The 6,527-nt window shown below is 27.9% G+C and carries 7 protein-coding genes; 5 read left to right on the forward strand and 2 right to left on the reverse strand.

Going from position 1 to position 6,527, the window contains the following annotated elements; genetic code table 11:
* Nucleotides 1-17: 17 nt before the first annotated feature.
* The 5 genes from RR561_RS03990 (at nucleotide 18) to RR561_RS04010 (ending at nucleotide 5,192) form a co-directional block, all read left to right on the forward strand.
* On the forward strand, nucleotides 18-737 hold the full coding sequence (locus RR561_RS03990) for an ABC transporter ATP-binding protein (protein ID WP_332506152.1): 720 nt from the start codon (nucleotides 18-20) through the stop codon (nucleotides 735-737).
* Complete coding sequence (locus tag RR561_RS03995) at nucleotides 730-1,566, forward strand: hypothetical protein (protein WP_332506154.1); 837 nt, start codon at nucleotides 730-732, stop codon at nucleotides 1,564-1,566. Before RR561_RS03990 ends, RR561_RS03995 begins: the two co-directional genes overlap by 8 nt.
* 9 nt (nucleotides 1,567-1,575) lie before the next feature.
* Nucleotides 1,576-2,448, forward strand: a complete 873-nt coding sequence (locus RR561_RS04000; RefSeq protein ID WP_332506155.1) for a hypothetical protein — start codon at nucleotides 1,576-1,578, stop codon at nucleotides 2,446-2,448.
* A gap of 1 nt (nucleotide 2,449) precedes the next feature.
* Nucleotides 2,450-3,892 carry a hypothetical protein gene (locus RR561_RS04005; RefSeq protein ID WP_332506157.1) on the forward strand — a complete coding sequence of 481 codons (1,443 nt, stop codon included), beginning with the start codon at nucleotides 2,450-2,452 and terminating at the stop codon, nucleotides 3,890-3,892.
* Nucleotides 3,893-4,088: 196 nt separating this feature from the next.
* Nucleotides 4,089-5,192, forward strand: coding sequence for a DUF3810 family protein (locus tag RR561_RS04010; protein WP_332506158.1), 1,104 nt, complete (start codon nucleotides 4,089-4,091; stop codon nucleotides 5,190-5,192).
* 131 nt (nucleotides 5,193-5,323) lie between these two features.
* On the opposite strand, the gene RR561_RS04015 is transcribed toward RR561_RS04010, so the two are convergent.
* Complete coding sequence (locus RR561_RS04015) at nucleotides 5,324-5,872, reverse strand: chromate transporter (RefSeq protein WP_332506159.1); 549 nt, start codon at nucleotides 5,870-5,872, stop codon at nucleotides 5,324-5,326.
* Nucleotides 5,869-6,435 (reverse strand): chromate transporter, encoded by a 567-nt coding sequence (locus tag RR561_RS04020; RefSeq protein WP_332506160.1) that lies wholly within the window; start codon nucleotides 6,433-6,435, stop codon nucleotides 5,869-5,871. Before RR561_RS04020 ends, RR561_RS04015 begins: the two co-directional genes overlap by 4 nt.
* Between the last annotated feature and the right edge of the window lie 92 nt (nucleotides 6,436-6,527).

A 6,527-nucleotide genomic window follows, 5' to 3' on the forward strand; every position in this document is an offset into this window, starting at 1 on the left:
CTTAGGAGGAAATATAAATGATTGTTTTAAAAAATATAACAAAAAAATATAGAAAACAAGCACATTCAAGAAAAAAATATGTAAACTATGCTTTAGATAATGTTTCATTGAAAATTGATGAGGGAAAAATAACTGCTGTTTTGGGAATCAACGGTGCTGGAAAGTCTACACTGCTAAAAATAATAGCAGGTATAATAAAACCTGATTCTGGTGAGGTAATAATAGATGATAAAAAAATAAATGAATCTATCTACAAAAAACTTATATTTGTTCCTGATTGTGAGACACATTTTCCTGGATTTACAATACAAGAAATGATTGATTTTTATAAAGAATTCTACGATACTTGGAATGATGATAAAGCCAATGAAATGTTAGAATTCTTTAAACTAAATAGAGAAGATGTAATCGACTCTCTTTCAAAAGGTAATATTGCGAAAGTAAAACTGGTATTAGGATTTTCTTTGGATATGAAGTATATATTGTTAGATGAGCCTTTTAGTGGAATAGATATATTTAAAAGAGAAGAGTTTGTAAGTATAATGGCTAGATATATGGACGAAGATCAGTCAGTAATCCTTACCACTCACGAAATTGACGAAATTGAATCAATAGTAGATCATGTATTTATATTAAATGACGGCAGAGTAGTATCTGACTTCGAAGCTGAAGAGATGAGATCTACTGAGGGCAAATCTATAGTTGATAAAATTAGAGAGGTATCAAAAAATGAATAATTTTTTTAAAATATTAAAACTTAATCTAAAACAAAATAAGAAAATTTTCATCTCACTAAGCGTCATCTCGGCAATTTTTATGGCTTTATCGGTATTTATATCAAGCTCGCAATTGAAATGGATTCTATCTAATACTCACGAAGAAATAGACTATGTTAGTCAGCTTATGCATGCATATACTGTGATTGATATGTATAAATTTGCATCTACCTGTTTAATTATAATATTTATTATAGCTAATTTATACAAAAGAATATATAACGATGATGGAACTATGTACAGTATTCTTCAGCTTCCAGTCAACAGAGGATATCAAATAATATCAATGTTGATAGAGGTTATTTTATTTGTTTCAATACAGTATATATTAGTGTATATAGCCCCAACTATATTTTTTAGATATGCAAATAGTCTCCTAAATTCACCTGAATTTATTAGATTTGCTTCACTTTTAGAAGCACTACCAAAAGCAAAAATCACTATGATGCAGGATAGTGGTATCAGGCTATTTAGTCTCAATAAAGAAAATATTTTCTATAGACTGTTTATTACTTGGCCTACTATAACTGCCTGTATAACTTTATTGTTCTTTGGAGTATATAAGTATAAAATAAAGATTTTGATTGCTTTTGTAGTTATGTTAATACTATCTATGTTTGTTGTAAGCTCAGGAAATATTATTTTTGATATAATTCAATTTATTTTGACAAATTTCTTTTTAATAATTTTTGAAGTGTTTGATACAAATACATTGATTCAATCTATATTGATATTAGTTATGGTCACTCTTGTCAATATATATATATATAGAAATAAGTTAGATTTTTAGGAGGAAACTATGAATGATATATTTAAATTATACTATTATGAATTAGTTAAAAATAAAAGAAAGTTCATTATGATCGCTGTATTTTGCCTATTATTCTTATTAGGCAATCTCTATGTAATTGCCTATAATGGTGGAAATATTAATCTGGTAGAAAGCTCAAAGGCATTTGACTTGTTTATTAATAACCCCCATTTACCGAAACCTTTTTTGAATGAACTTAAACTTTATGGAAACGGACAGTTAAAATTTCAAATGGATACAAGCATTGTAATAATTTTGTTTGGAGCAGCTATTTCTATCTTGATGTCTATAGATGTTGTAAGTAGAAATTATAGAAAAAAACATAATAGTTACTATATAGAAGCGAACCTTCCTGTATCTATTGAAAAATTAAAAATAGCAAGAATACTTTGCTCTCTAAGCCTATACATATTTTATATAATATTGATTACGATTTCCTTGCTTTTAGCTAATTTTATCAGCAAGATGCTTGTAGGATCTTTATATGAAGCTGGGCTATGGGAGTTAGTAACAGATTTATTGATTATACTTCCATATTCACCTAAAATAACACTTATAATAACTTTTATATATGTTCTTACTTGTATAATTGGTATACAAGCATTGACTAGTATATTCTACATTGAAAAAAGTAGAGGTGGTATTTTTAGAAAGTTAATATACTTTATTTTGATGATAACTTGTGGATTTTTAATGATCTTTTATTTATTTATAATAGCAAATGGTCAAGAAAGTGGTTTTTTGATTCTTGACAAGTATAATTTGCTAACAATAGGAAGTGTCGTCTTTGTCATTTTATCAGCAGCCCTATTTACAGTAGACTGTAAAATTACAAAGCATAGACTAAGAGGAGGAATATAATATGTCTAAGAAATCTAAATATGGACTATCAATATTTTGTTTATTGCTGATTATACTAATTGCTTTTTCTTTTGCATTCGGAAATGCCCAAGAAAATAGTGTTACAGTTAAAACTATTTCAGGGGATGAGAAAGAACTAGATAATCTAAATTTGGTTAATTCAGACATTGTTAATGGGTTATCTTCAGCAAAAAATGGAGGAAAAAATATAAAATCTAGATCTTACCTAATTTCTAGTAAAAATTCAGAAAAACTTAATCTGAATAAAGATAAAGATGGAAATGCATACTTATCAAGTAAAACAAAAAAATACACTCCAATAAATAATGAATACTATAATACACTAGGAAATTCCTACATAGAAAACAATAAGCAAGGAAATCCTGTAATTAATATATATGATAGGGATTTTAAATCTATTGAGCAAAATTATAATTATGATCATTTCAAATTTGAGTTAAAAAAGGGTAGTGAGCTATATAATTTGGTGAAAACTGATGATGCTACAACTGTATATAATTTGGACCACAACAATAAAAAGTATTGTATTATTGTTATAGATAATGAGACTGAATTTAGAAATAAGCAAGAAAAAGATGGAAGTGACAATATGGATATATCAAAAAAGAAATACAAATATGAGGCAAAAATATTTGTACTTGAGATGAATTTCAAGGATCAATCATACAAAGATATTTCTCATGTGTCCGTTTCTGATGATTTTACTGAAGTACCTTCTATTGGTTACGTTTCTGCTTTTGATAAAATTGTAATGTCCGTGGAAAATAACTATAAAGGTAAATATTTATTATTTGATACAGAAAATAAAACAGTTAGCACACAAAATATTGAAGCTCTTCCTAAGAGTGATAGTGATAATAGACCTATAACTGTCTTATCAATTGTCGAAGGTAATTTCCCATACTTTGATAAGAAAGAAAATAAATTAAATATTATTCATAGTGATATTAAAAATGGAAATATTATTATTTTTAAGTATATACTTGAAAATAATCAACTAAAATTTTCTGAAAAAGTAGATACAAAAATACCTATGATTAATGATACTTATGCAATTTCCAAAGACAATAAAGTTAGAAAAACAAATATTAATGAGCCAAAGAAAAATAATCTTCCTAAAGAACCATATATGATCTCTATTACATCAGAGATGCCATATTATTATTTATTACTAAATCACAAAGACAGTAATAAAGTAGTATTTTTTAAGACGGTAAATATTGATATTTATAAGAATATGTTCTATAACTCAACTGAAAATACAAGTTACGGATATCATAATCTTGGAAGCAATCCAGCTATAGAGATTAATATATATGATAAAATAAAAAATAAAGTAGTTTACCAGGGGTTAATTGACGGACCTGTAAGATCAAATCCATCTGATTTTATTCTTTGTAACGTAGAGGATCTAAATAAATAGTATTTATATCTATTAGTATTTATATCTATTAATATTAAAATTTATAAAGATTAATAACTAATTATTTTTTACTAAAAAGCACGCCTTACTTAATAGTAAAGTGTGCTTTTTTTATATTCTAAATAAATTTAAATTTTATCATCATTTATGCTATTGTTTATGGTATAATATAGTCTGTTAATTGGAGGTGAGATTGTTGTTTAGGTTTAGGGTTAGGCCAATTATTTTATTTGTAATTTCAATATTTATGATAGCTTTGTCATCAAACTATAAATCGGCCACTGAACTTATTTATACTAATGTTATCAATAGATTTATTAGGGAAAAACTCAGTTTCTTGTCGGGTCAAATACCTTTTCCAATAGGTGATATTTTGACAATAGTTTTTATTGCAATATTTATCTACTGTATGGTTACTCTGATCAAGAAGCTATTAGATACAGCAAATGTCTTTAATTTCTTGTATAAACTATTCTGGGGGGTAGTAAATACTTTTTCAATAGTATTTTTTATATACGTTATACTGTTTGGTTTAAATTACCATACGCCAGAGTTAAGTGATGTTTTAATTGATAAATATAATAACAAGTATGCTACTAGTGTGAAAGTAGATGTAGATAATGCAAAGAGGGTAGAAGTATATAATATACTGGTTGAAAAGATAAAGGAAACTAGGGTTCTTGCTAAGAGCAAGGATAATAAATTTACAACTGCAAATATTAAAGATGCTTCTGAACAAGTTCAAGAAGGATTTAGAAGTATTTCAGAGAATTTTCCAGTTGTTGCTGGAGATTATTCAAATGCAAAAGTATCTTTAAAAAGTCCTGTATTTTCATTTTTTGGACTTGATGGAAGACACTATATTCTTACGAATGAGATTAGTTTGAATAAAAGCATACCTAGTGAGTACCTTCCATTTGTAATAGCCAAGTATATGTCATACCAAAGAGGTGTTGCAAGAGAAGACGAGGCCGTTTTCTATGCCTATTTAGCTTGCGTTAATAATTCTGATCCTAGAGTTCAATACTCTGGATACCTAGCAGCTTTAGACTATATAATCTCTACTCTTAGAGTATACGATAAAATTGACTACAATAATCTTATCGTAAGTTTGGACCCAGAAATTAGAAAGGATCTAAATAGGATTGAAAGTTATAGGTCTAGATATTCATATGGAGCTGGTGCAAAAGATCAGTTTATGAATAAGTTTAAAAGAATAAATGGAGATATAAGAGTTGAGGATTTAAATTATCAAGTGACGAGTCTTATTTCTACGTATTATTCACTATTTACATATTAGCAGTAAAGTTCAAATTTTATATGAAAGCAATTTATTATTTAAATATAAAAAGACAGCTATGAAAATTTCACAGCTGTCTTTTTCTATACTCAGATTTTATAATTTCGTATTTGTTTTTCTATTTTAAAGCTCTATATAACAAAATATAAGATTGTTCCTAAACTAGCGCTGATAATTATTATTTTTATAATATCTACTTTTTTAGATAAAAACAAGATACCACCAATAACAAAACCAACCACTCCAACATATTTTATGCCTTCAGGAGAGAATATAGAAGAATTAAACATATCAATAGCCGCAATCATAATAAGTCCAGGTATAGCTGGCTTTAAGCCACTCAAGATATTATCCATTGCCTTTATTTTTTTACCTTTAAATAAAAAATATCCTAACACCAACATAAGTATGCAGCTAGGAGTAACTTCTGCTGCAGTCGCAACTAGAGCACCAGGTATTCCCGCAACTTTGATTCCTATAAAGGTCGCTGCGTTAATAGCTATAGGCCCTGGAGTAATCTGTGACAAAGATACTAAATCTGTCAACTCTGCAATAGTAAGCCAATTCATATCATTTACAACATACCTTTGAATAAGAGGTAATACCGCATATCCTCCTCCAAATGCAAAAGCACCTATCTTTAGAAATGTCGTGTAGAGAAGTACAAGTTCACTCATCATTTTATTTTATCCTCCTCTACTAAAGAAAATATTATTAGTCCAACAAGACCACTTATTATTATAATATATATTGTATTTATATTTGTAAAATAACCTGCTGCAAAAGCAGATATCATTAATATTGATCCAAATATTTTATGTTTCGAAAGAGCTTTTTGAGCCATTTGAAACACAGTAATAAATAAAACCGCACTAATCGCTCCACTCATACACCCAAGAGCAGATTTTACTATGCTATTTTTTGATACGCTATCATATGCATAAAAAAGTAAGGAGATCACTATTAGGCAAGGTAAGACAGACGCAAGTAAGCATACCAAAGCTCCCTTCCAACCCTTAATGCTGTAGCCAGTTAGAATTGATGTATTGATAGCCATAGGACCAGGACCCGATTGAGCAATCGCTACAATATCTAGCATATCATCATCATCTATTAGACCCCTTTTGTTTACAAACTCATCTCTTATAACAGGAACAATAGTGTAACCACCACCAAATGTAACCATATTTATTTTAAAAAATGTTAAAAAAAGAGATTTATAACTTTCACTACATTTGTTCATATAAACACCTCGATTTCTTTTTTATATAATACTACAAATAATACTACAAATAATACTACAAATAATACTACAAATAATACTACAAATAATAC

The organism is Peptostreptococcus sp. (assembly GCF_036639115.1).
Taxonomy (GTDB): domain Bacteria; phylum Bacillota; class Clostridia; order Peptostreptococcales; family Peptostreptococcaceae; genus Peptostreptococcus.